This window comes from Bradyrhizobium nanningense, from assembly GCF_004114535.1.
Taxonomy (GTDB): Bacteria; Pseudomonadota; Alphaproteobacteria; order Rhizobiales; family Xanthobacteraceae; genus Bradyrhizobium; species Bradyrhizobium nanningense.
Map to the genome: position 1 here is coordinate 330,081 of NZ_LBJC01000031.1, position 22,285 is coordinate 352,365.

Below are 22,285 nucleotides of genomic sequence, written 5' to 3' on the forward strand. Positions count from 1 at the left end.
CGGCTACATGTTCGTGCTGGCGAATGCGATGCTGCCGCGGCTCATCCCTGAGCTACGGCGCTCGGTTCCCGGCGTCGACCTCGAGTTCGCCGAGCTCAGCGCATCGACGCGCGAGGCCCGGCTGCTCGATCGCAGCGTCACGGTCGCGCTGTGCATGCCGGCCATCAACCATCCCGAGATCCAGGTGGCTCGGATCGGTGCCCAGCCCTTCATGCTGGCAATGCCGATCCGCTCGCCGCTCGCGCGGCTCGGCACCGTGCCGATGGCGCGGTTGCAGGGCCGCCCGCTGATCGCGTTGCCGCCGCCGGAGCAAGATCCCGCCTCCTCCGCGGTCTCGGCCCTGCTGCGCCGGCATCAGATCGTGATGCCGATTGCGAGCCGGGTGGAGACCGTGCATTCGGCGATGAGCCTGGTTCTCGCCGGCGAAGGTTTTGCGATCGTGCCGGCCTGCGCCAAGCTCGGCGCGCCACGTGGCATCGTGTTCAGGCCGCTGCGCGATGCAGCCGATTCCATCGACATCGCGGTGTGCTGGCGACGGGATTCCCAGAGCCCGCTGATCCGCACCTTCCTCAAATGCGCCGAGAAGGCCGTCGCGCGGATGTGAGGCGGGCTACCAACTCCAATTGATCTCATGGCTCCAGGGCGGATCGGCGCCCGGGAGGGTGCAGGTGAGGCCGGCGCAATGGGCGGCAAAGGACAGCGCGCGGCGGAGCTCCTCGGTGCTGATGTCCTTCAACTGCCGGCGCGAAAGCCGCCCCTGTTCGTGCAAGACGGCCAGCAGGGCCGCCTGAAAACTGTCGCCGGCGCCGATGGTGTCGGCAACCTCGATCTTGGGTGCTTGCACTTCGATCTGCCCCGCCCGCGCATGCCAGGCAATCGCACCATCGTTGCCGCGGGTGATCACGACGAGGCTGGTACCCTGCCCGAGCAGCACATTCGCACGTTGCTGGTAGGCCTCGTCGCCGAAGAGATAGGCGAAGTCGACATCCGACATCTTGATGAGATCGGCGCTCGCCGCGAACTCGGCCATGCGCGCGAGATAGGCCGGTTTGTCCTTGACCAGATTGGGCCGACAATTTGGATCGAAGGAGATCGTGGACGACGCCCGCGCGTCCGCGATCAGCGCCTTCGTCTCGCGGGCGCCCTGGTCGTTGACGAGCGTCGTCGAGCCGACATGGACGGCTTCGACGGTATCGAACGGGATCGACCCGCGTCGGTAGGTCCAGTTCCGCGTCGCGGTCTCGGCATCGTAGAAGGCGTAATGCGACTCGCCCGCAACGATACGCACGAAAGCGAGCGTGGTCTGGTGATCGCTTCGGGTCGCGAGATCGAGCATGACGTTCGAGCCGGTCGCGTGATCGGCGATCATGCGGCCGAATAGGTCGGTCGAGATGCCGCCGACGAAGCCGGTCGGCGCGCCCAGGCGCGCCATGCCGATCGCAACGTTGAGGCAGGAGCCGCCCACCGCCGGCATTAGCGCCTCACGTCCCTCCTCATTTCGCGTCGGCACGAAATCGATCAGCGCATCGCCACAGGCAATCAGCATGTTTTTCAACCTCTCGCGATGTCGCGCATGGCCGCGCGGCTGCCGCGGTCGACCTCGCGCAGAAGCTTGTAGACCTCGCGCTTGCGCGTGTGAAACGCCGCCATGTCGGGCGCGGTCGGCTCGCTCTTCCCTCCCAGCGCCGACATCTTGGCCATGGTCTCGCCGATCGAAGCATAGGCACCGCCGGCCACCGCACCCAACATCGCGGCACCGAGCAGCACCGGCTCCTTCGTCTGCGGCAGCGCGACCGTGAGCCCCGTCGTGTCGGCCATGATCTGCCGTACCAGCGCACTGCGGCTGGCGCCGCCGCCCATGATCATCATGCTGGAGCGCACGCCGTGCGCGGCAAAGGCTTCGATCACCTCGGCGAGCCCATAGGCGAGCCCGCACAGGCCGGCGACGAACAGCCGCTCCATCGAGGCGATGTCGGTGTCGAGATCGAGGCCCGCGATCACCGCGCGCGTATCAGGATCGGCGTAGGGCGAGCGGTTGCCGATGAACTCAGGAAGCACATGGATATCGCGGGCGAGCAGCGCGGCGCGGCTGGCGCTGCCCGCGCGCGCGATGATGCGGCGTTCGAGGAGGTCGATGAGGTCGAGGCCCTCGCTGCGCGCCGCCGCGCTCGCATCAGTGTGGCCCGGATGCGACTTGAGGAGATGGTCGATCGCCGCACCCGCGGCAGACTGGCCGCCCTCGTTGAGCCAGAAGTCCGGGACCATGCCGGAATAATAAGGTCCCCAGACGCCCGGCACGAAATACGGCTCCTTCGTCGTCGCCATGATGCAGGCCGACGTTCCCATGATGTAGGCGAGCCGGTCACAGACGTCGCTGGCCCCGCCCGAACCGTCGCGGCCGCCGATCGCCCCGATGCCGCCGGCATGGGCGTCGATCAGCGAGGCACCGACCGGCAGGCCCGGCGACAGGCCGAGCTCGGCGGCGGCTGCGCGGCTAAGGCCGGTGCCCAGTCGCGTGCCGGGGGCGACGATCTCGGTGCCGATGCGGGCGTATTTCTCGATAACGAAGTCCGACAGGCCGATGCGCTTGAAGAATTGCGCGCTCCAGCCGCCGCCGTCATGGGCGAGATAGTTCCATTTGCAGGTGACGGTGCAGGTCGAGCGCTGCAGCGAGCCGGTCGCGCGCCAGGTCAGATAATCCGAGAGATCAAAGAAGTGGCCAGCGGCATCGAAGCTCCCACGAAGGTGCCGCTTCAGCCATAACAGCTTCGGCATTTCCATCTCGGGCGAGATCGAGCCGCCGACATAGCGCAGCACGGCGTCCTCGGTCTCGTTGATCAGCCGCGCCTCGGCAATGGCACGATGATCCATCCAGACGATGACATTGCGTTGCGCCTCGCCGGATGCGCTGACGGTGAGCGGCTCGCCCTGTCGATCCAGGACGACCAGCGAACAGGTGGCGTCAAAGCCGATGCCGCCGACGCTGTCGGGCGCGATGGCCGCTTCCGCCATCGCCGCCCGCACCGATCTGACGCAGGCCTCCCAGATGTCCTGCGATGATTGCTCGACGATGTCGCCAGGCTCGTGCCAGATCCGGATCGGATGCCGCGCGGTCGCAAGCAGGTTTCCGGCCTCGTCAAACACCCCGGCCCGCGTGCTCGTGGTCCCCACGTCGACGCCGATATACGCTCGCGGCATTGTCGCTCCCGGTCGCTTTCCGTCAGTCTTGACGGTAAACCTACCAGCAAGTGTAGCCGCCATCCACCAGCACGATGCTGCCGGTCATCAGGCTCGCGGCCTCCGAGGAGAGGAACAGCACGACGGAGGCGATCTCCTCGACCTGCCCCATCCGCGCCATCGGAGTTCCACCGATCCAGGCGTCGTACATCTTGGCGTTGCTCTTCACGAAGGCGTTGAGCGGGGTCTCGATATAGGTCGGCGCCACCGCATTGACGCGGATGCCGCGCGCACCCCATTCGGCGGCCAGTGACTTGGTCAGGTGATGCACGGCAGCCTTGGAGGCGTTGTAGAAGCACTGCTCCTGCGGCTTGTTGACGATGAAGCCGGACATCGAGCCGACATTGACGATGGCGCCACTTTTCGCCTTCAGCATGTGCTTGCCGAATTCGCGGCAGCACCAGAAGGTGCCGTTGAGATTGACGTCGATGACGTTGAGCCAGTGCTCGTCGGTGACGGTTTCGGCCGGGGTTTCGCTACGGGCGATGCCGGCATTGTTGACGAGAATGTCGACCTTGCCGTGACGGGCGACGAGGTCGTTCGCGACCTCCGCCACGCGCTTGGTATCGGTGACGTCCATGATCGCGGTCTCGATGTCAAAGCCCTTCGCCTTCAGGCTGGCCTTGGCACTGTCGGCGATCTTGCTGTCGCGGTCGCCGATGATGACCCTGGCGCCGGCTTCAGCCAGCGCTTCCGCGCAGCCAAGGCCGATGCCCTGCCCGCCGCCGGTGATGAACGCGGTCTTGCCGTTCAGCTTGAATTTTTCGAGGTACATGGTGGTTCTTTCCGTTTCTTGCCGCTTTCTTGCCGTTTCTTGTCAGCCTCGAAGCGCGTTGCCGGCCTCATCGAAGCGATGGATGCGCGCAGGGTCCGGCAGCAGCGAGACGCGGTCGCCGGCGTGCAGGCTCAATTCCCCGATATAGCGCGCCGTCAGCATGCCGAGCTGACCGGCATCGACGTAAAGGAAAGTGTCGCTGCCGAGATGCTCGGCGACCGCGATCGTGCCCTGCCAGCCGCCGGCGCCGTCGCGCTCGATCTTGAGATGCTCCGGTCGCACGCCGATGGTGGCCGCGCCCTGCTGTTTGGCCAGCTCGCCGGTGACGAAGTTCATCTTGGGCGATCCGATGAAGCCGGCGACGAAGAGATTTGCCGGCCGCTCGTAGAGTTCCAGCGGCGAGCCATATTGCTCGATCTTGCCACCGTTGAGCACGACGATCTTGTCGGCCATGGTCATGGCCTCGACCTGGTCGTGGGTCACGTAGATCGCGGTGGTACCGAGCTGCTTCTGGAGCCGCGTCACCTCGATACGCATCTGCACGCGCAGCGCGGCATCGAGGTTGGAGAGCGGCTCGTCGAACAGGAACGCCTTGGGCTCGCGCACGATGGCGCGGCCGATCGCGACCCGCTGGCGCTGGCCACCGGAGAGCTCGCGCGGCTTGCGATCGAGATAGGGCGTGAGGTTCAGCGTCGCGGCGGCGGCCTCGACCTTGCGGTTGATCTCGTCCTTCGGCAGGCCGGCCATCTTCAAGCCGAAGCCGATATTGCCGCGCACACTCATATGCGGATAGAGCGCGTAGGACTGGAACACCATCGACAGTCCGCGCTTGGCGGGTGGCGTGTCGACGACGTTCTTGCCGTCGATCAGGATGTTGCCGCCAGAGACGTCTTCGAGCCCGGCAATCAGCCGCAGCAGCGTGGTCTTGCCGCAGCCGGACGGGCCGACGAAGACCACGAAGGAGCCGTCGGCGATGTCGAGGTCGGCGCCCTTGATGATGTGCACGGGGCCGAACGATTTCTGCACGCCTTGAAGTGTGATCTGACCCATGATCCGGCAGCCCCTCTACTTCACCGCGCCGAAGGTGAGCCCGCGCACGAGCTGCTTCTGGCTGAACCAACCGAGGACGAGAATTGGCGCGATCGCCAGCGTCGAGGCCGCCGACAGCTTTGCCCAGAACAGCCCTTCCGGGCTGGAATAGGAGGCGATGAAGGTGGTGAGCGGCGCCGCGTTCGAGGTCGACAAATTGAGCGTCCAGAACGCCTCGTTCCAGGCGAGGATCAGGTTCAGCAGCAGCGTGGACGCCAGCCCCGGGATCGCCATCGGCGTCAGCACGTAAACCAGCTCGCGGCCGATGGTGGCGCCGTCCATGCGCGCGGCTTCGAGAATGTCGCGCGGGATCTCCTTGAAATAGGTGAAAAGCATCCAGATGACGATCGGCAGGTTGCCGAGGCACAGGATGAAGACGAGGCCGATGCGCGAATCCAGCAGACCGAAGGATTTGTAGATCAGGTAGATCGGCACCAGCACGCCGACCGGCGGCATCATCTTGGTCGAGAGCATCCAGAGCAGGATGTCCTTGGTGCGCTTGGTCGGCGAGAACGCCATCGACCAGGCCGCGGGAATAGCTATCAAGAGAGCGATGAGCGTCGAGCCGCCGGCGATGATGATCGAGTTCATCGCGTGGTGAAAATAGTCGCTGCGCTCCTGCACGGTCGCATAGTTCTCCGTGGTCCAGTGGAACAACAGGAAGGACGGCGGCACGGCAAAGGCCTCGAGCTCGGTCTTGAAGCTCGCCAGCACCATCCACAGGATCGGGAAGAAGATCAGGAAGCCGAAGAACCACGCTCCGATCGTCGAGACCACCACCCGCCGCGTCGTCGCCATCCGTGCCATGGGTCAAGCCTCCAGATTGCGGCCGACGATGCGGACGAGGAAGAAGGCGACGACGTTCGCGATCACCACCGCGACGAGGCCGCCCGCCGAGGCGCTGCCGACGTCGAACTGGATCAGCGCCTGCGAATAGATCAGGAAGGCGATGTTGGTGGTTTGAAGGCCCGGCCCTCCCCCGGTGGTAACGAAGATCTCGGCGAACACCGTCAGCAGGAAGATCGTCTCGATCAGGATCACGACCGTGATGGGGCGCGCCAGATGCGGCAGCGTGATGTAGATGAAGGTCGATACCGCGCTGGCGCCGTCCATCTCGGCGGCCTCCTTCTGCTCCTCGTCGAGCGATTGCAGCGCGGTGAGCAGGATCAACGTGGCGAACGGCAGCCATTGCCACGTCACGATCAGGATCACGGCAAGGAGCGGCACGTCGTTGAACCAGTCGATCGGCGTCAGGCCGAACAGCGAGGCGAGCCAGGCGAACAGGCCGGACACCGGATGCATCAACAAATTCTTCCAGACCAGCGCGCTGACCGTCGGCATCACGAAGAACGGCGCGATCACCATCAGCCGCACGAAATTGCGCCCGATCACCGGTTGGTCCATCAACAGCGCGAGCGGAATGCCGAGCAGGATCGTCAGCGCCAGCACGGAGCCGACCAAAACCAGCGTGTTCTGAAGCGAGGCCAGGAAGGCCGGATCGGTGAGGAAGTAACGGAAGTTCTCCAGGCCCACGAACGACTCGGAGCCGGGATCGAGCAGACTGTAATGCAGGGTCGAGAAGTAGATCGTCAGCGCGAGCGGAACGATCATCCAGATGAAGAGCAGCCCGACCGCAGGCGTCAGGAGCGAGCGCGCAAGGAACTGCGTCTGCCGGGTTGCCATCCCTGACTTCTCCTTCAGAGCGTTTTCGAGCGAAGTGGAGACCGGTTCGCGGGAAGAAAACGCGTCAAAATGAAACCTCGGGAAGAAGGCGGCCATCCATCCTGGGACGGGCGGATGGCCGCAAGTCTGAGCTCAGGAGGTCGAGCTCGGGTTCACTTGATGTAGCCGGCGCGCTTCATCTCGCGCTCGGTCGCCGATTGCGCCGCGGTCAGCGCGGCATCGACCGTCATCGAGCCCGCAAGTGCGGCCGAGAACTGCTGGCCGACCTGGGTGCCGATGCCCTGGAATTCGGGGATCGCGGCGTATTGCACCCCGACGTAAGGCACCGGCTTCACCGTCGGCTTGTTCGGATCGGCTGCGTCGATCGAGGCCAACGTCAGCTTCGCGAACGGGGCGACCTTCAGATAGTCGGGGTTCTGGTAGAGCGAGGTGCGCGTGCCCGGCGGCACGTTGGCCCAGCCTTCCTTCGACGCGACGAGCTTGGTGTAGTCCTTGCTGGTTGCCCAGGCGATGAACTTCTCGGCGGCTTCCGTCTTCTTGGAGCCGGCGGGGATCGCGAGGTTCCACGCCCACAGCCAGTTGGCGTTCTTGCCGAGGCCGGTGTTCGGCGCCAGCGCGAAACCGACCTTGTCGGCGACCTTGGAGTCCTTCGGGTTGGTGACGAAGGATGCCGCCACCGTGGCGTCGATCCACATCGCGCACTTGCCGGCGTTGAACAGCGCCAGGTTCTCGTTGAAGCCGTTGGAGCTGGCGCCGGGCGGGCCGGCTTCCTTCATCAGGTTGACGTAAGTCGTCAGCGTCGTCTTCCATTCCGGCGTGTTGAACTGCGGCTGCCACTTTTCATCGAACCAGCGCGCACCGTAGGAGTTGGCCATGGCCGAGAGGAACGCCATGTTCTCGCCCCAGCCGGCCTTGCCGCGCAGGCAAATGCCGTAGGTGCCGGCGCTCTTGTCAGTGAGCTTCTTGGCGGCATCGACGACGAAATCCCAGGTCGGCTTTTCCGGCATCTTCAGGCCGGCCTTCTCGAACAGATCGGTGCGATACATCACCATCGAGCTCTCGCCATAGAACGGCGCGGCGTAGAGCTTGCCGTCGACGGAGACCGCGTCCTTGATCTTGGGCAGCAGGTCGGCGACGTCGTAATCGCCGCCGAGATTGGCAAGCGGCACCAGCCAGCCCTTCTTGGCCCAGATCGGCACCTCATAGGTACCGATGGTGAGCACGTCGAACTGCCCGCCCTTGGTGGCGATGTCGGTGGTGACGCGCTGACGCAGCACGTTCTCCTCCAGCGTCACCCATTTCACCGCAATGTCGGGGTTTTTCTTGGTGAATTCGGCGGTCAGCCCCTGCATGCGGATCATGTCGCCATTGTTGACGGTGGCGATGGTCAGGGTCGTTTCGGCCATCCCGGGGACGGCCAGCAAAAGTGCAGACGCGCCGCAGACGGCGCCCAGGACATGTTTCACGGTGACCTCCCCTCAATTCGCGTTTGAGCATATGCCCACGCGTTGGGCGTATGTTCAACGGAGCGGCGACCGTTGTCAAGCAGGCGCGCGGGCATTTGCGCAACTTATGAGTGCTGCGGTGCGGGAGGGCGTGAGTCGAACTGAGACGAGGGCGGCGGATTCTTCACCTCTCCCGCTTGCGGGAGAGGGAGCGCAGTTCCGACGCGGCTACACCGAACGCCCCCTACCGCTCCAGAATCGCCTGCGCGGTTGTCTCATCAGTAATGAGCCCATTGATCAGGCCGCCGTTCAGCGCCGCGGCGATCGCCGTCACTTTGGCCGCGCCGACCGCGGCGCCGATCGTCGTGGTCTTCGCCGGCACTTCCGGCGGAATGCTGGTGAGGCGCTTGTTGGTGCCGGCCTTGAGCAGACGTCCCTTGGAATCATAGGCCCAGCCGGTGATCTCGCCGATGGCGCCGAGCCGCATCATCTCGAACAATTCGTCGCGGGTGACGAAGCCGTCGATGTGAACCTGCGCCTTCTGGTCCATCTGGCCGATGCCGACGAGGCGCAAATCCGCCTTGGCCGCCACCGCCTTCACCTTGGCGATCGGCTCGATGCGGACCATCTTGTTGCGCTCGTCCTCGGACGACATCAGGAACGGCAGCGGCATCGGATAATGCCGCGCCCCGGTGCGGTCGGCGAGCCGGCCGACGGTGTCGTAAAAGCTCGCCGAACCGTCGGCGGAGATGTTGCCGACCAGTGAGACGATCTGGTGATTGGGTCGGTCGATCGGCGTGACGCGCTCGACCGCTGCGCGCACCGCCCTGCCGGTGCCGAGCGCGACGATCACGGGCGTCTCAGAGCGCAGCGTCGCATCGAGCAGATTGGCGCAGCGTTCGGCAATGCCCGCAGTGGCCTGCGGCGCCGCAGGATCAGCCGGCACCACCTCGCAATGGACAAGGTCGAACCGCTCCTTCAGGCGCGCCGCAAGTTCCATGCAAGCGGCGATGGGGTGCTCGAGCCGGAACGTGATGAGGCGTTCGGCGAGGCACAGCGAGACCAGCCGCTGCGCCGAGGCCCGCGAGACCTGGAGCATCTTCGCGATCTCGTCCTGGGTGTGACCGGCGATGAAATAAAGCCAGCCGGCGCGCGCGGCATCGTCGAGTCGCGACTTGTCGTTCTCGGCGGCCATGCGGGCCTCACGCCTCCCAGAAATCGCTCATGCGCGCGAAGACCCGGTCGGCCCCCGCACCGGACAATATAGCCTGCCCGTCACGGCCGCGGTAATGGCTGCCGCCGACAAATCCCCAGACGGTCATGCCGGCCGCCTTGCCCGCCTTCACGCCGCTGACGCTGTCCTCGATCACCAGGGCGCGCTCGGGCGAGATGTGCATCTTCTCGGCCGTGTACAGGAAGAGATCCGGCGCCGGCTTGCCATGCCGGACCATTTGCGCCGTGTAGATCCGGTCGCCAAAATGCGCCCGCAGGCCGGTGACGTCGAGGGAGAGCGCGACGCGATCGAGGTCGCTGGACGAGGCCACGCAAAACGGCACGGACAGGTCGGACACCACGCCGGCAACGCCGGGGATCGGCTGAAGCGAAGCTGCGAACGTCGACAGCACTTGCGACTTCAGGCACGGCAGAAAGCTCTCCGGTACGATCTGCCCGAGATCACGATAATGCTGCTCGATCGCCTTGGTACTGCGCCCGAGAAAGAGCTCGAGCGCCTGCTGCTGGCTGAGCCCAATGCCGAACCCGGCCAGTACCTCGGACAGACACCGGCAGCTCAGCAGCTCGCTGTCGACGAGCACGCCGTCGCAATCGAAGATGATCAGATCTGGTTTTGGCCGGCCCTGCTCCATCCGGCCATTCGATCATATACCCATTAAGTGAGCAATAGCTCACCAAGAGCGCATGCCCGCAGGTTCCGACATCAATGCGCGACCTGCCGGTAGATCGCCGGCAGCGCCGCTGGCAGCCGCTTGATGTTGCCGACGATGGCGTAGCCGCCGCGGCCGAACAGGGTCGGGAAGTAGGATTGGGCTGTCGCGTCCACCGTGACGCCGAAGGCGGCGATGCCGAGCCGGCGCGCCTCTTGCACCGACTTGCGGGTGTCCTCGACCGCGAAGCGTCCCTCGTAATGATCGACATCGTTCGGCTTGCCGTCGGTGAGCACGATCAGCAGCTTCTTGCGCTGCGGCTGGCGGGCGAGCTCGGCCGCGGCATGGCGCACCGCCGTGCCGATCCGCGTGTAATAGCCCGGCTTCAGCGCGCCGATCCGGCGCTCCACCGTCCCGCTCATCGGCTCGCCGAAGGCCTTCACCGTCTCGAGCCGCACCCAGGAGCGCCGGCGCGAGGTGAAGGTCAGAATGCTGTGGTGATCGCCGCAGGCCGACAGCCCATGCGCAAGCACCAGCAGCGCCTCCTTCTCGACGTCGAGCACGCGATAGCCATCGACCCAGGCGTCCGTGGACAACGAGACGTCGACGAGCAGCGTGACGGCGAGATCGTGCCCCTGCGGCCGCATGGCGACGTGGATGCGATCGAGACCGCTGCCGCCGCTGCCGGCGCGGAGGTCGCACCGCGCACGCACGAGCGCGTCGAGATCGAGATCATGTCCGTCGGCCTGGGCGCGCATCAGCTCGTGGCGCGGCCGCAGCACCTCGAAGCGGCGGCGCACCTGGCGAATGTGCCGACGCGTGGCATCGTCAGGCGTCCAGCTCTCACCCTGCTCGGAGGCTGCGCCTGCGAGCACGCGGCAATGGTCCGGCAGATAGGAGCCGCTACGATAGTCCCATTCGGGATAGGTAAGATCTGCATTCAGCTTCGAGGCATCGAGAGCTTCCGGCGGCAGGTCGAGATCGAACTTGAACCGGCTCGCCGGCTTGCCGGTGCGGCGGCTCAGCGTGATCTCCTCGAGATCGTCGGCGGCCTTCTGCGCATCCTCGTCCTCGCTGTCGTCGGCCGGACGGTCGACGTTGACCATTTCGGCCATCGCGAGGATCTTCTCGAAGCGGTTGAGCACGAACGGATCGCGGCGGTTGGCGTTGTCCTCGCGCTCGCGGACGGCAAAGCGCTTGCGATCGTTCTCGGGCGCGGCTTCCGCGCCCGGCGCGCATTCGTCCTCGCCGGCATGGGCGGGGGAGAGCTCGCGCGTCCAGCAATCCCCCCAGAGCGGGCACGGCAGGATCGAATGATAGCCCGGCGGCGCCTTGTCGGGCAGCGGGCCCGTCCCCATCATCGCCGGCCACAGTCTACCCGCAGGCGCCTTGCCGGCTCCGAGCAGGGCCAGCACGATCTGCTCGACCTCCTGCTCGATGCGCGGCAGGGGGCGGCGAGGCCTGGCCTCGGCCGTCGCTGCGGCGAGCTTCGCATAATCGCCAACAAGACCGGGAAATTGCATGAGCACGAAGACCGCCGTCTCGCTCGCCCGGCGCAACACCAGAAGATCCCGCCGCAGCGCATCGACTTCCGTGATCGTATCGATCGGCGCGGCGGCGAACCATGCCGCCAGCCAGCGATAGAGCGCTGCGTTCAACCCGCGGTCGGGAAAGATCGAGATGCGATCGGGAAGGAAGATGGTCGCGGCGTCACGGCCCGGCTGCTCGAGCCGCTCGTCTCCGAGGCCGATGCGCTGCCGCCAGCCGAGACGATGCCCCGATTTTCGCGCGCCTGCGCTCGCAATCTGCACCCCGGTCTCGCCGCCGAGCGCGCGGAACATCACCGCGAGCCGCCCCCTCACCTCGGTCAGTGCGACGGCGTGATCGTCGTGAACCGGATAGCTCGCGATGCCGCCGACCATCCTGTGCCAGGCGCGGCCGACCGTCTCCTCCAGTTCGAGGAAGTCGAGCATGACGCGGCCTCACCCGATGACGGCGCGCGCGACGTCCAGAAGCGCCGCCTTCACGTCGGCGTCGTCGGTGAGCGGCTCGATCATGCCCGCCAGCACGGCATCGGCGACCGGCGTGCCCGCGGCGATCAGCGTCGCGCAATAGACCACGAGCCGGGTCGAGACGCCCTCCTCCAAATCGTGGCCCTTGAGCGCGCGCAGCCGCCCAGCCAGCCCCACCAGCGGCCGCACGCGCTCCGGCGACAGCCCGCTTTCGGCGGACACGACGCCGATCTCCTGCTCTGGCGGCAGGAAATCGAATTCGATGGCGACGAAGCGCTGCCGCGTCGAGGGTTTCAGCGCCTTCAGCAGCGTCTGGTAGCCGGGATTATAGGAGACGACCAGCATGAAGCTGCTCGGCGCCACCAGCTCCTCGCCGGTACGCTCCAGCGGCAGGATGCGGCGATCGTCGGTCAGAGGATGCAGCACGACGGTGACGTCCTTGCGCGCCTCCACGACCTCGTCGAGATAGCAGATGCCGCCCTCGCGCACCGCGCGCGTCAGCGGACCATCGGTCCACACGGTGTCGCCGCCCCTGAGCAAATAGCGGCCGGTGAGATCGGCGGCGGTCAGATCGTCATGGCAGGCGACGGTGTGAAGCGGCAGTCCCAGCCGCGCCGCCATGTGCGCGACGAAGCGGGTCTTGCCACAGCCGGTCGGCCCCTTGAGCAGAACCGGCAGACGCCGTCGCCAGGCATGCTCGAAAAGCTCGCATTCGTTTCCGGATGGAACATAGTCCGGCAGCTCGGGCGTCGAGGTCACCGTGTGAAGGGCAGCTTTCATGATGTCTCTCCGGACTTTCCAGGAAGCAGGCGGCCGCGGCGAACCGCGGCCGCCATTTGCGTCTACTCAGCCGGCTGCAATGCGCCGGGGATGACCGCCTGCTTCGCGCGGCTCGGCACCAGCACGGCCCAGACGAACATCAGCGCGGAGATCGCGACGAACACACCGGAGCCGAGCCGGACCCAGTAGAACATCGCGAGCTGGTCCTGCACGTCCATATAGCCCTGGCCGAGCACGCGCTGGAGATGGACCTGAACCACGCCGGCGAAGGTCAGCGCGAAGGTCATCACCATCATGGCCGTGCACATGATCCAGAAGCTCGCCATCGAGAGCCACTGGTTATAGGGCGCACGTCCCTTGAGCTGCGGGACCGCATAAGCCATCACCGACAGGTTCAGCATCACATAGGCGCCGAAGAAGGCGAGATGGCCGTGCGCGGCGGTGACCTGCGTGCCGTGGGTGTAGTAGTTCACCGAGGACAGCGTGTGCAGGAAGCCCCACACGCCGGCGCCGAGGAACGCCATCACCGAGCAGCCGACGGACCACAGCAGCGCGGCGCGGTTCGGATGCTTGCGGCCGGCCTTCCAGGTCATCTGCACCGTGAAGATCACCATGGTGAAGAACGGCGCCACTTCGAGCGTGGAGAACAGCGAGCCGATCCACTGCCAGTAGCCGGGCGCGCCGATCCAGTAGAAGTGGTGGCCGGTGCCGAGGATGCCCGAGAACAGGGCAAGGCCGATGATGACGTAGAGCCACTTCTCGACGACTTCACGATCGATGCCGTTGAGCTTGATCATGAGATAAGCGAGCACGGAGGCCATGATCAGCTCCCAGACGCCTTCGACCCAGAGATGGACGACGTACCACCAGTACATCTTGTCGACGGCGAGGTTCGCCGGGTTGTAGAAGGCGAACAGGAAGAAGATCGCGACGCCCCACAGGCCGAACAACAGGATGTTGGTGATCGTGGTCTTGCGGCCCTTCAGCGCCGTCATCGTGACGTTGAACAGGAACATCAGGCAGACGACGACGATGCCGACCTTGATGATGAAGGGCTGTTCGAGGAACTCGCGGCCCTCGTGATAATGGAAGAGATAGCCGACCACGGCGACGCCAGCTGCGCCGAAGAACATCCAGAACTGGATCTTCGCCAGCAGCGGGCTATAGAGCTCGGTCTCGGTCTCTTCCGGGAGCAGGAAGTAGGTCGCGCCCATGAAGCCGATCAGCGACCATACGATCAGCGCGTTGGTGTGGATCATCCTGACGATGTTGAACGGCAGGACGCTCGACAGCGTATTGGGCAGGACGTAGATCGTTCCGGCGAGAAGGCCAAACAGGATCTGGGCCAGGAACAGGGTCAGCGCGCCGTAGAAATACAGCATCGCGACTTTCTGAGTTTGATATTTCATCTCGGAGGTCTCTCTGTCTTGAAAGAGGAAAGCGCTTAGCCGGCCTTGTTCGGCGGCCAATCCTGCCGCTTGATCTTGCTGGTCCACTGCAGGAAGTCGGCGAGATCGTCGAGCTCCTGGTTGGTGAGATTGAACTGCGGCATCTGCCGCCGGCCCGGCGCACCCGAGGGCTGCGACTGCATCCAGGCCTTCAGCGTTTCGCGCGCTGCGGCCGGATCCTCGTTGCCGCCCCAGCGATCCCAGACATTGCCGACTTCAGGCGCGAAATAGGCGCCCTCGCCGAGCAGGGTGTGGCAGTTGATGCAGGAGTTCTTCTCCCACACATGCTTGCCGCGGGCGACCGACGACGTCAGCATCGCCGCGTCCGTCGATGTCGTGGCCATGTAGTAATGGCTGTGCGCCGTCAGCCCTATGAAGATGGCGAAGAAGAAGGCCGAACCGCCGTAGAAGACATTTCGAGCGGCCGACTTGGTCAGGCGTTCAGCCATTGCCAATCCTTTCCGGTTTGAGTCGAGAAAATCGGTGATGCGATTTATTGCCGATTGGCTCGGGTCGCTCTTTGAGGAAGCGCAAGGATTGCGACGATGCGCAACCGCTCGTCAGATCAGGGCAACGATGGCGGATGCGAGCCAGGCGAACAGCACCACGATGATGACCCAGGCGCTGACGAGGCCGCGCCAAAGCGCCGGCGCTGAGCGAAGATCGAGGAAATCGAGCACGATACGGCGGCCCTTGAGGGCGGCGAAGGTCAGCAGCAAAGCATTGGCGAACAAGGGGCGGGACACCACCAGCGGGGGCACCAAAATGGTCGCGAGCGCGAGGCCGATCAACATGATCCAGGCAATGTCGAGACGATCTGGAATCACGGGTGCACCAGATAGATGATGGGGAACATGACGATCCAGAGCAGATCGACCATGTGCCAGAAAGCGGTTCCGGTTTCGACGCCCTCCGGCCGGGCCCCCCAGGAAACGACGGCCAGGATCACGATGCCGAGGCCGACATGCAGCAGATGGAAGCCGGTGAGAAGGAAGTACAGCGTGAAGAACGGACTGGTCTCCAGGCCGTTTCCTAACGCGATCTCGCCGGCATATTCGAACAGCTTGACCGCGATGAAGAGCGCGCCGAGCGCCATGGCGCCGAACAGCCAGCCGCGCGCACGCACCCTTTCGCCCGCCCGTGCCGCAGCCGCCCCGCGCGCGGCAGCCCAGCCACTGGTCACGAGCACGATGGTGTTGATTCCCGCCAGATGTGCATCGAGCGTGGCCTGACCGGCCGCGAAAAGCGCTGGGTGAAGCGCACGAGCGATGACGAAGGCACCGAGGAACAGGCCGAAAGCGGCGAGTTCGCTGAAGATCAGCACCCAGATCATGGGATCGCCGGGAAGATCTTCCAGGATTCCCCAGCCGGTGCCCTGTTGCTCGCAATCCGTCGCCGACATCTGCCTTCCGCCTCAAGCCGCCGGACAGATATCCAACCGGCGCGATTCCAACTTTGTCGCCGGACAAATAATGCAACCGGCCAGAGGCGCGTTTGCGCTAACGCAACGTTCCGCCCGTCGCGCCGACATAAGTTGAATGCATCCGGCGGTTCCCCAAAACGGCGAGCAATGCGATGAGCGAGGCACAAATCGGGCTGATGACCGCGACCCCCATCATCGTCGCGTTCGCCATCGCACTTCGGCGAATGGGGGTGCTGTCGACCGCGGCAACCGTATCGGCGGTGGGCTTGTCGGTCGCGATCGCGGCGGTGCTGTTCACGACGCAATCACCGCTGCCGTAGTGCCGTAGGGTGGGTTAGCCGAAGGCGTAACCCGCCATGCTTCCGCGGACCCGCAACGAATTGGTGGGTTACGCGAAGCAGATGCGCTTCGCACATCTGCTTCGCTAACCCACCCTGCGGCACTGCCGTTGCAGCTACCGCCGCTGATTATACACGTCGATACACACCGCCCCGAGCAGCACGAGACCCTTGATGACCTGCTGATAGTCGATGCCGATGCCGAGGATGGACATGCCGTTGTTCATCACGCCCATGATCATGGCGCCGACCACGGCGCCACCGACGCGACCCACGCCGCCATAAGCTGAAGCGCCGCCGATGAAGCAGGCGGCGATGACGTCGAGCTCGAAACCGAGGCCGGCCTTCGGGGTCGCGGTGTTGAGGCGCGCGGCGAAGACGAGGCCCGCGAGTGCTGCGAGCACGCCCATGTTGACGAAGGTGAGGAAAGTCAGCCGCTCGGTCTTGATGCCCGACAATTTTGCCGCCTTCGCATTGCCGCCGACCGCATAGACCTGGCGGCCAATCACGGTACGCCGGGTGACGAAGCCATACAGCGCGATCAGGGCGGTCATGATCACCAGCACGTTCGGCAGGCCGCGATGTGAGGCGATCAGGTAGGTGAAGTACAGCACGGCGCACGCGAGCAGGATGCTCTTGCCCAGGAAGAACGCGTAAGGCTCGACCTCGATGCCGTGCGACTGCTCGCGCGAGCGGCCCTTGGCACTGGCATAGACGAGGCCGAGCGCGAGCACGGCGCCGATCAGCATCGAGGTCGGATGCAGCGTGCCAGCCTCGGGCAGAAGCTCCGGAATGAAGCCGGAGGACAGCTTCTGGAAGGTCGCGGGGAACGGGCCGAGTGACTGGCCCTGCAGCACCGCGAGCGCGAGGCCCTTGAACACCAACATGCCCGCCAGCGTCACGATGAAGGACGGAATCCCGAAGAATGCCACCCAATAGCCCTGCGCCGCGCCGATGGCGGCCCCTAGCAGCAGGCAGGCGATGAAGGCGAGCGTGTAATCGACCTTGTAAGTCACCATCAGCACGGCGGCGACCGCGCCAACGAAGCCCGCGACCGAGCCGACCGAGAGGTCGATATGGCCGGTGACGATCACCAGCAGCATGCCCAGCGCCATGATGACGATGTAGCTGTTCTGGAGCACCAGGTTGGTCAGGTTGAGCGGCTGCAGCAGCGTGCCGCCTGTCATGACCTGGAAGAACAGCATGATCGCGATCAACGACATCAGCATGCCGTAATTGCGCAAATTGTTCTTGATGAAGCTGCCGTGCCGGCGCTCCTCGGGCAGCGATACCGTCTTGTCGGTCATAGCTGCGATCCTCCCATCTCCGCGGCCGCTGGCGCGGCGTTCCCAATGTTTCGTTCGTTGCGCATGATGGCGCGCATGATCTTTTCCTGCGTTGCCTCGGCCCCTGTGAACTCCCCGACGAAGGCGCCGTCATTCATGACGCAAATGCGGTCGCAGATCCCGAGCAGCTCGGGCATCTCCGAGGAGATCACCACGACGCCGCGGCCGGCTTCCGCCAGCTCGTTGATGATACAGTAAATCTCGTATTTGGCACCGACGTCGATGCCCCGCGTCGGCTCGTCCAGGATCAAGACTTTTGGGTCGGTCATCAGCCACTTCGACAGCACCACCTTCTGCTGGTTGCCGCCGGAGAGCTGGCCGGTCTCCTGGTAGACGTCGGAGCAGCGGATGCGCATGCGGGCGCGATAATCGCTGGCGATCTTCAGCTCAGCGATGTCGTCGATCACCCTCCCGGGTGCGACCTGGTCGAGGCTGGCGAGCGTGATGTTCTTGCGGACGTCGTCGGCCAGGATCAGGCCGAGCTGCTTGCGATCCTCGGTGACATACGCAAGCCCGGCGTCGATTGCCGCCGCGACGCTCGGCAACACCATGTCCCGGCCTTCGAGCCGCAGGGTGCCGCTGATCGCAGTGCCCCAGGAGCGACCGAACAGGCTCATGGCGAATTCGGTGCGGCCCGCGCCCATCAATCCGGCAATGCCGACGACCTCGCCGCGCCTGACGCCGAAATTGACGTTCTTGATCACCTGCCGCTCGGGATGGATCGGGTGATAGACCGACCAGTTCGCGACGTCGAGCACGGGCTCGCCGATCTTGGCGCTACGCTCCGGGAAACGGTGAGCCATATCGCGATTGACCATGCTGCGAATGATGCGGTCTTCCTGGATCGGTTCGGCATGGCAGTCGATGCTGTCGACGGTGCGGCCGTCGCGCAGCACCGTGATGTGGTCGGCGACTTTGGCGACCTCGTTAAGCTTATGCGAGATCAGGATCGAGCCGATGCCCTGCTCGCGGAATGCCATCAGGCGTTCGAGCAGCGCAGCGCTGTCCGCCTCGTTCAGGCTGGCGGTCGGCTCGTCCAGGATCAGCATCCGCACCCGCTTTGACAGCGCCTTGGCGATCTCGACAAGCTGCTGCTTGCCGACGCCGAGATCGGTGATCAGCGTGTCCGGAGATTCCTTCAAACCGACTTGCGCCAGCAGCTCGCGCGTGCGCCGGTACACCTCATCGCGATCGATCACGCCGAGCTTCGAGGGCGGATGCGACAGGAAGATGTTTTCCGCGATCGACATCAGCGGAATCAGCGCCAGCTCCTGATGAATGATGATGATGCCGAGCGCCTCGGAATCGTTGATGTCGCGGAAGCGCCGCTCCTCACCCTCGAAGACGATAGTGCCCTCGTAGCTGCCATGCGGGTAGACCCCGCTCAGCACCTTCATCAGCGTCGACTTGCCGGCGCCGTTCTCGCCGACGAGCGCGTGGATCTGCCCGGCCTGAACCGAGAAGTTGACGTCGCGCAGCGCCTGGACGCCGGCAAAGCTCTTGCTGACGTTGCGCATCTCCAGCATGGCGGTCATGCGATCATACTCCTGAACGTCTCCGCGTCGTCATGGCCGGGCCTGTCCCGGCCATCCACGTGCAGCCGCCTGCGACGAAGGGCGTGGATGCCCGGGACAAGCCCGGGCATGACGAGTTTGTGGACGTGCTTTTCGTCCCTCATCGAGAGTCCCCCTCTCCCCGCGCGCGGGGAGAGGGAAAAGGAAACCTCACTGGAACTGCGACTTCTTGTAGTAGCCGCTGTCGACCAGGACCTTCTCCCAATTGTCTTTGTAGACCACGACCGGCTTGAGCAGGTAGGACGGTACGGTCTTGACGCCGTTCTCATAGGTCTTGGTGTCATTGACCGTGACCTGCTTGCCGGCGAGCGCGGCGTCGACCATGTCGGCGGTCACCTTGGCGAGGTCGCGGGTGTCCTTGAAGATGGTCGAGTACTGATCGCCACGCAGCATCGCCTTGATCGAAGGCACCTCGGCGTCCTGCCCCGAGATGATCGGCATCGGCTGGTCGGCGCTGCCATAGCCGACGCCCTTCAATGAGGAGATGATGCCGATCGAGATGCCGTCATAGGGCGACAGCACGGCATTGATCTTCTTGTTGCCGTAGTAAGCGCTGAGCAAATTGTCCATGCGGGCCTGGGCGGTGGCGCCATCCCAACGCAACGTCGCGACCTTGTCCATGCCCATCTGGCCCGAGGCGACGACGAGCTTGCCGCTGTCGATGTAGGGCTTCAGCACGCTCATCGCGCCGTTGTAGAAGAAGTAGGCATTGTTGTCGTCGGGCGAGCCGCCGAACAGCTCGATGTTGAACGGACCCTTGCCTTCCTTCAGACCGAGACCTTTCTCGATCGATTGCGCCTGAAGCACACCGACCTGGAAGTTGTCGAAGGTCGCGTAGTAATCCACGTTCGGCGTGCCGCGGATCAGGCGGTCATAGGCGATCACGGTGATGCCTTTTGCTTTCGCCTGCTTGAGCACGTCGGACAGCGTGGTGCCGTCGATTGCGGCGATCACCAGCGCTTTCGCGCCCTTCGTCACCATGTTCTCGACCTGCGAGAGCTGATTCGGAATGTCGTCCTCGGCATATTGCAGGTCGGTGTTGTAGCCACGTTCCTTCAGCACCTTGACCATGTTGTTGCCGTCGTCGATCCAGCGCGCCGACGACTTCGTCGGCATGGCGATGCCGACGGTCGCCTTGTCCTGGGCGGAAGCGGTGAGGCTCGTCGCCATCGTCGCAGCGCCCGCCAGCGCCAGCGCGAGGAATGTGGTCTTCAGTTTCAGCATGTTTTACTCCCTTGGGTGTCAGATTGTTTCTTCGTGTCGTGGAGAACGTGGTCGTGGGCTGCTTCGGGCCTCCTATGCGAGCTTGACGTCGGGCTCCGCGCGACCGCGCGCGGATGCCTCCAGTAGAAACGTGCAACCGGCTTGCGGATCGGCGGCGCGTGCGGCCGCGTCCATGTCCTGCCAGGCGGACGTGACGAGGAGACGCGACAGGTCGGGGCCGACGAAGGCCGGGCAACTCGCCTGCCTCGCCGGCACGCTGAGCGAGCGCAGGCGTTCACCTTGCGGAGAGTAGACATCAATCCGGCTCGCGCCCCAGCAGGCGTTCCAGATCTGCCCGTCGGCGTCGCACACCGAGCCGTCGAGACCGCCAATGCCGGTATGGCGCAGCAGCACCTCCGGCTCACCGCGCGGCAGGCCGGTCGCGGGATTGAGCGGCACGGCATAGAGCACGGCGCGCGGGGTGTCGGTGAAGTAGCCGGTGGCGCCATCCGGAGAGAAGCAGATCGAATTGGGGATGCTGACGCCGGGAAACAGCGTCGAGATCTTGCCGCGATGGAGCGCGTAGATCGCCCCTGCCTTCGGCTCGGCTTTCTTGCCCATGGTGCCGATCCAGAACGTGCCGGACTGGTGCACGCGGCAATCATTGGAGCGCGTGGCGGGATTGTCCGCCTCGAGCGGAAGGAACAGCGTCATCGCGCCGTCAGCAAGCTTACGGATGTAAAGCCCGTCCTCGGCGACAATCAGCTGCCGCTCGGCATCGATGCGCCCGAGCGCGCTCGCCATCCGGCCGAGCGCATGGACGCGGATGCTACCGCTGCCAAGTTGCGCCTCGAACAGCCGTCCCTCGCGGATATCGAACCACCAGGCGGTATCGGTGGTCATGTCATAAGTCGGGCCCTCGCCGAGATGGCAGGGATCGTCCGAGAGAACGGAGGTGGGGACTTGCTCGATCATGGCGTCCTCACTGCGAAGCGATAGACCGTGTGATGCCGATAGACCTCGCCCGGATCAAGGCGCGGGCTCGGAAAATCCGGCCGGTTCGGCGCATCAGGCCAGATGTGCGGCTCCAGGCACATGGCGTCCGACTGCCGGATGAGCTTGCCGCCCTTCCCCGAGATTGTGCCGTCCAGATAATTGCCGGAATAGACCTGAAGGCCAGGCTGGTCGGTAAACAGCTCCATGATCCGCCCCGAGCGCGGCGCCTCCAGCCGCGCGGCGAGCGCGAGCTTGCCATCACGCCCGAGGCAATAGGTGTGGTCGTAGCCCCTGCCGTTCTGCAATTGCTGGTCGCCCTGCCGGATGCGCTCGCCGACCGGCCGAGGTTCGCGGAAGTCGAACGGCGTGCCGGCAACGCGCCGCGGCGGCTCCGGCAACGGAATGGCGGTGGGATCGATGGCGAGGAAATGCTCGGCGGCGACCGTCAAGCGGTGGTCGAGAATGGACGTGCCCGACGTCGCGCCTTCGAGATTGAAGAAGCTGTGGTTGGTCAGGTTGACGATGGTCGGTCGGTCGGTCCGCGCTTCCATGGAAAGCGACAGCTCGGTCGGCCCGGTGACGCGATAGGTCAGGCGGACGTCGAGCCGGCCGGGATAATTCTCCTCACCATGCGGGCTGACATAGGTCAGCGTCACCGCGGGCTCGGCGCCCTCGTCGATCTCCGCGACCGCCCAGAGCTTACGGTCGAACCCAACGAGGCCACCATGCAGCGCATTCGGGCCGTTGTTGACGGCAAGCTGCACCATCTCACCATCCAGCGAAAACTGTCCCTTGGCGATGCGGTTGGCGTAGCGGCCGACGGTGGCGCCGAAGAACTTTCGTTCCGCGAGATAGCCGGTGAACGCGTCATGGCCGAGCACGACGTCGTCATGGCCACCCTTTGCATCCGGCGCGATCAGCGCCTGAAGCACCGCACCATGGGTGATGATGCGCGCTTCGAACCCGCCTGCACCGCGCAGCACGATGCGCTCGACATTGCGGCCATCAGGCAGTCTTCCGAAGACATCTTTTTCGATTTTTGAGCCTGCCATG

22 protein-coding genes are annotated in these 22,285 nt (G+C 64.8%); 2 read left to right on the top strand and 20 right to left on the bottom strand.

The annotated features are described in order from the left end of the window. Nucleotides 1-604 (top strand): LysR family substrate-binding domain-containing protein (locus tag XH84_RS27595; protein ID WP_245471870.1); only part of this gene is annotated, 604 nt, incomplete at its 5' end. Between the two features lie 6 nt (nt 605-610). On the opposite strand, the gene XH84_RS27600 is transcribed toward XH84_RS27595, so the two are convergent. The 15 genes from XH84_RS27600 to XH84_RS27670 form a co-directional block, all read right to left on the bottom strand. Further along, nucleotides 611-1,546 (bottom strand): carbohydrate kinase family protein, encoded by a 936-nt coding sequence (locus tag XH84_RS27600; protein WP_128922624.1) that lies wholly within the window; start codon nt 1,544-1,546, stop codon nt 611-613. Nucleotides 1,547-1,551: 5 nt separating this feature from the next. Next, the gene (locus XH84_RS27605; protein WP_128922625.1) at nt 1,552-3,198 is read right to left on the bottom strand and encodes an FGGY-family carbohydrate kinase; all 1,647 of its coding nucleotides are present in this window, start codon (nt 3,196-3,198) and stop codon (nt 1,552-1,554) included. Nucleotides 3,199-3,238: 40 nt separating this feature from the next. Continuing rightward, nucleotides 3,239-4,012: an SDR family NAD(P)-dependent oxidoreductase gene (locus XH84_RS27610; protein ID WP_128922626.1), complete on the bottom strand. Its 774-nt coding sequence runs from the start codon at nt 4,010-4,012 to the stop codon at nt 3,239-3,241. Nucleotides 4,013-4,054: 42 nt separating this feature from the next. After that, nucleotides 4,055-5,062, bottom strand: a complete 1,008-nt coding sequence (locus XH84_RS27615) for an ABC transporter ATP-binding protein (protein ID WP_128922627.1) — start codon at nt 5,060-5,062, stop codon at nt 4,055-4,057. 15 nt (nt 5,063-5,077) lie between these two features. Beyond that, nucleotides 5,078-5,908, bottom strand: a complete 831-nt coding sequence (locus XH84_RS27620) for a carbohydrate ABC transporter permease (protein WP_128922628.1) — start codon at nt 5,906-5,908, stop codon at nt 5,078-5,080. Nucleotides 5,909-5,911: 3 nt separating this feature from the next. Further along, nucleotides 5,912-6,784: a carbohydrate ABC transporter permease gene (locus XH84_RS27625; protein WP_128922629.1), complete on the bottom strand. Its 873-nt coding sequence runs from the start codon at nt 6,782-6,784 to the stop codon at nt 5,912-5,914. 152 nt (nt 6,785-6,936) lie between these two features. Next, a complete protein-coding gene (locus tag XH84_RS27630; RefSeq protein ID WP_488226032.1) occupies nt 6,937-8,190 on the bottom strand; it encodes an ABC transporter substrate-binding protein in 1,254 nt (417 codons plus the stop codon). A gap of 283 nt (nt 8,191-8,473) precedes the next feature. Further along, nucleotides 8,474-9,424 (bottom strand): sugar-binding transcriptional regulator, encoded by a 951-nt coding sequence (locus tag XH84_RS27635; RefSeq protein WP_128922631.1) that lies wholly within the window; start codon nt 9,422-9,424, stop codon nt 8,474-8,476. Between the two features lie 7 nt (nt 9,425-9,431). Next, entirely contained in the window at nt 9,432-10,094 is a 663-nt protein-coding gene (locus tag XH84_RS27640; protein WP_128922632.1) for an HAD family hydrolase, read from the bottom strand. A 71-nt stretch (nt 10,095-10,165) separates the two neighbouring features. Next, complete coding sequence (locus tag XH84_RS27645; protein ID WP_128922633.1) at nt 10,166-12,085, bottom strand: VWA domain-containing protein; 1,920 nt, start codon at nt 12,083-12,085, stop codon at nt 10,166-10,168. Between the two features lie 9 nt (nt 12,086-12,094). Next, complete coding sequence (locus XH84_RS27650; RefSeq protein ID WP_128922634.1) at nt 12,095-12,904, bottom strand: CbbQ/NirQ/NorQ/GpvN family protein; 810 nt, start codon at nt 12,902-12,904, stop codon at nt 12,095-12,097. 62 nt (nt 12,905-12,966) lie between these two features. Then, nucleotides 12,967-14,313, bottom strand: a complete 1,347-nt coding sequence (locus XH84_RS27655) for a cbb3-type cytochrome c oxidase subunit I (RefSeq protein WP_128922635.1) — start codon at nt 14,311-14,313, stop codon at nt 12,967-12,969. A 35-nt stretch (nt 14,314-14,348) separates the two neighbouring features. Further along, nucleotides 14,349-14,801 carry a c-type cytochrome gene (locus XH84_RS27660; protein ID WP_128922636.1) on the bottom strand — a complete coding sequence of 151 codons (453 nt, stop codon included), beginning with the start codon at nt 14,799-14,801 and terminating at the stop codon, nt 14,349-14,351. Nucleotides 14,802-14,912: 111 nt separating this feature from the next. Further along, a complete protein-coding gene (locus XH84_RS27665; RefSeq protein WP_164936658.1) occupies nt 14,913-15,176 on the bottom strand; it encodes a cytochrome C oxidase subunit IV family protein in 264 nt (87 codons plus the stop codon). Beyond that, a complete protein-coding gene (locus XH84_RS27670; RefSeq protein WP_128922638.1) occupies nt 15,176-15,754 on the bottom strand; it encodes a cytochrome c oxidase subunit 3 family protein in 579 nt (192 codons plus the stop codon). The genes XH84_RS27665 and XH84_RS27670 overlap by 1 nt, the downstream gene beginning before the upstream one ends. A gap of 173 nt (nt 15,755-15,927) precedes the next feature. Between XH84_RS27670 and XH84_RS40060 the strand changes: the two genes are divergently transcribed. Beyond that, nucleotides 15,928-16,095, top strand: a complete 168-nt coding sequence (locus XH84_RS40060) for a hypothetical protein (RefSeq protein WP_164936651.1) — start codon at nt 15,928-15,930, stop codon at nt 16,093-16,095. A 134-nt stretch (nt 16,096-16,229) separates the two neighbouring features. On the opposite strand, the gene mmsB is transcribed toward XH84_RS40060, so the two are convergent. From mmsB to XH84_RS27700, 5 genes are all read right to left on the bottom strand, one after another. Continuing rightward, nucleotides 16,230-17,420 carry a multiple monosaccharide ABC transporter permease gene (gene mmsB / locus XH84_RS27675; protein WP_128922639.1) on the bottom strand — a complete coding sequence of 397 codons (1,191 nt, stop codon included), beginning with the start codon at nt 17,418-17,420 and terminating at the stop codon, nt 16,230-16,232. Further along, nucleotides 17,417-18,994 (bottom strand): multiple monosaccharide ABC transporter ATP-binding protein, encoded by a 1,578-nt coding sequence (gene mmsA, locus XH84_RS27680; RefSeq protein ID WP_128922640.1) that lies wholly within the window; start codon nt 18,992-18,994, stop codon nt 17,417-17,419. The genes mmsB and mmsA overlap by 4 nt, the downstream gene beginning before the upstream one ends. Before the next feature lie 189 nt (nt 18,995-19,183). After that, complete coding sequence (gene chvE / locus XH84_RS27690) at nt 19,184-20,257, bottom strand: multiple monosaccharide ABC transporter substrate-binding protein (RefSeq protein ID WP_128922642.1); 1,074 nt, start codon at nt 20,255-20,257, stop codon at nt 19,184-19,186. 72 nt (nt 20,258-20,329) lie between these two features. Then, nucleotides 20,330-21,211 carry an SMP-30/gluconolactonase/LRE family protein gene (locus XH84_RS27695; protein WP_128922643.1) on the bottom strand — a complete coding sequence of 294 codons (882 nt, stop codon included), beginning with the start codon at nt 21,209-21,211 and terminating at the stop codon, nt 20,330-20,332. Continuing rightward, the gene (locus tag XH84_RS27700) at nt 21,208-22,284 is read right to left on the bottom strand and encodes an aldose epimerase family protein (protein WP_128922644.1); all 1,077 of its coding nucleotides are present in this window, start codon (nt 22,282-22,284) and stop codon (nt 21,208-21,210) included. The genes XH84_RS27695 and XH84_RS27700 overlap by 4 nt, the downstream gene beginning before the upstream one ends. Nucleotide 22,285: the final 1 nt, after the last annotated feature.

Bases quoted from the DNA above. Each gene is read 5' to 3' on its own strand.
- XH84_RS27600 (WP_128922624.1), bottom strand. From the start codon at position 1,546: ATGCTGATTGCCTGTGGCGATGCGCTGATCGATTTCGTGCCGACGCGA.
- XH84_RS27605 (WP_128922625.1), bottom strand. From the start codon at position 3,198: ATGCCGCGAGCGTATATCGGCGTCGACGTGGGGACCACGAGCACGCGG.
- XH84_RS27610 (WP_128922626.1), bottom strand. From the start codon at position 4,012: ATGTACCTCGAAAAATTCAAGCTGAACGGCAAGACCGCGTTCATCACC.
- XH84_RS27615 (WP_128922627.1), bottom strand. From the start codon at position 5,062: ATGGGTCAGATCACACTTCAAGGCGTGCAGAAATCGTTCGGCCCCGTG.
- XH84_RS27620 (WP_128922628.1), bottom strand. From the start codon at position 5,908: ATGGCACGGATGGCGACGACGCGGCGGGTGGTGGTCTCGACGATCGGA.
- XH84_RS27625 (WP_128922629.1), bottom strand. From the start codon at position 6,784: ATGGCAACCCGGCAGACGCAGTTCCTTGCGCGCTCGCTCCTGACGCCT.
- XH84_RS27630 (WP_488226032.1), bottom strand. From the start codon at position 8,190: ATGGCCGAAACGACCCTGACCATCGCCACCGTCAACAATGGCGACATG.
- XH84_RS27635 (WP_128922631.1), bottom strand. From the start codon at position 9,424: ATGGCCGCCGAGAACGACAAGTCGCGACTCGACGATGCCGCGCGCGCC.
- XH84_RS27640 (WP_128922632.1), bottom strand. From the start codon at position 10,094: ATGGAGCAGGGCCGGCCAAAACCAGATCTGATCATCTTCGATTGCGAC.
- XH84_RS27645 (WP_128922633.1), bottom strand. From the start codon at position 12,085: ATGCTCGACTTCCTCGAACTGGAGGAGACGGTCGGCCGCGCCTGGCAC.
- XH84_RS27650 (WP_128922634.1), bottom strand. From the start codon at position 12,904: ATGAAAGCTGCCCTTCACACGGTGACCTCGACGCCCGAGCTGCCGGAC.
- XH84_RS27655 (WP_128922635.1), bottom strand. From the start codon at position 14,313: ATGAAATATCAAACTCAGAAAGTCGCGATGCTGTATTTCTACGGCGCG.
- XH84_RS27660 (WP_128922636.1), bottom strand. From the start codon at position 14,801: ATGGCTGAACGCCTGACCAAGTCGGCCGCTCGAAATGTCTTCTACGGC.
- XH84_RS27670 (WP_128922638.1), bottom strand. From the start codon at position 15,754: ATGTCGGCGACGGATTGCGAGCAACAGGGCACCGGCTGGGGAATCCTG.
- XH84_RS40060 (WP_164936651.1), top strand. From the start codon at position 15,928: ATGAGCGAGGCACAAATCGGGCTGATGACCGCGACCCCCATCATCGTC.
- mmsB (WP_128922639.1), bottom strand. From the start codon at position 17,420: ATGACCGACAAGACGGTATCGCTGCCCGAGGAGCGCCGGCACGGCAGC.
- mmsA (WP_128922640.1), bottom strand. From the start codon at position 18,994: ATGACCGCCATGCTGGAGATGCGCAACGTCAGCAAGAGCTTTGCCGGC.
- chvE (WP_128922642.1), bottom strand. From the start codon at position 20,257: ATGCTGAAACTGAAGACCACATTCCTCGCGCTGGCGCTGGCGGGCGCT.
- XH84_RS27695 (WP_128922643.1), bottom strand. From the start codon at position 21,211: ATGATCGAGCAAGTCCCCACCTCCGTTCTCTCGGACGATCCCTGCCAT.
- XH84_RS27700 (WP_128922644.1), bottom strand. From the start codon at position 22,284: ATGGCAGGCTCAAAAATCGAAAAAGATGTCTTCGGAAGACTGCCTGAT.